The sequence below is a fragment of the Desulfobacterium sp. N47 genome (assembly GCF_051233685.1).
Lineage (GTDB): Bacteria > Desulfobacterota > Desulfobacteria > Desulfobacterales > RPRI01 > RPRI01.
Window position 1 is genome coordinate 1 of record NZ_JBAMMY010000253.1, and the last position, 1214, is coordinate 1214.

Annotated in this window: 1 protein-coding gene; it reads right to left on the bottom strand. The window is 47.4% G+C overall.

The annotated features are described in order from the left end of the window. A complete protein-coding gene (tuf, locus tag VXK47_RS16205; protein ID WP_435549822.1) occupies positions 1–1194 on the bottom strand; it encodes an elongation factor Tu in 1194 nt (397 codons plus the stop codon). Between the last annotated feature and the right edge of the window lie 20 nt (positions 1195–1214).

Genomic DNA, 1214 nt, shown 5'->3' on the forward strand with positions numbered 1-1214 from the left:
TTATGCTATAATATTACTTACAACTCCGGCACCGACCGTCCGGCCACCTTCCCTTATCGCAAACCGAAGCTCGGTCTCCATCGCTATGGGAGTTATCAGCTCCGCCGATATCGCTACATTATCTCCGGGCATTATCATCTCTATACCCTCAGGCAATGTCAGTATCCCTGTTACATCCGTCGTCCTGAAATAAAACTGCGGTCTGTAACCATTGAAAAACGGCGTGTGCCTTCCCCCTTCTTCCTTACTTAAAATATATACCTCAGCATTGAACTTGGTATGCGGCGTTATTGAACCAGGTACTGCAACAACCTGCCCCCGCTCAACATCCTCCCGCTTGGTACCCCTTAACAACACTCCTATGTTGTCTCCGGCCCGGCCCTCGTCCAAAAGCTTTCTGAACATCTCAACTCCGGTACATACTGTCTTGATCGTAGGCCTTATTCCCACTATCTCTACAGCATCTCCTACATGTACTATGCCCCGATCAACTCTACCTGTTACTACCGTACCCCGACCGGATATGCTGAATACATCCTCAACCGGCATCAAAAACGGCTTGTCTACATCACGTACCGGCTCAGGTATAAATGAATCTATCGCATCCATTAATTCAAATATGCATTTCGCTTCCTCGCTGTGAGAATCGTCGCTCTCAAGTGCTTTCAATGCGCTTCCGCGAATTATCGGAGTATCGTCTCCGGGAAACTCATACTTGTCCAAAAGCTCCCTTAACTCCAGTTCAACCAGCTCTATAAGCTCCTCATCATCAACCATGTCACACTTGTTCAAAAACACAACTATTGTCGGAACTCCAACCTGACGTGCAAGCAATATGTGCTCACGTGTCTGGGGCATCGGACCATCATCTGCTCCAACTACAAGGATAGCTCCGTCCATCTGGGCTGCCCCGGTTATCATGTTCTTAATATAGTCGGCATGGCCAGGACAGTCCACATGTGCATAATGACGCTTTACTGTCTCATACTCAACATGTGCCGTTGCTATCGTTATACCCCTCTCCTTCTCTTCGGGAGCCTTATCTATCTGATCAAACGGTACATACTCCGCTAAACCCCTCAAACCGCAATGCTTTGTTATTGCCGCCGTAAGTGTTGTCTTGCCGTGATCTATATGCCCTATAGTCCCAACATTAACATGCGGCTTCTTCCTCTCAAATTTCTTCTTAGCCATATTCAATACCCTCCCAATAT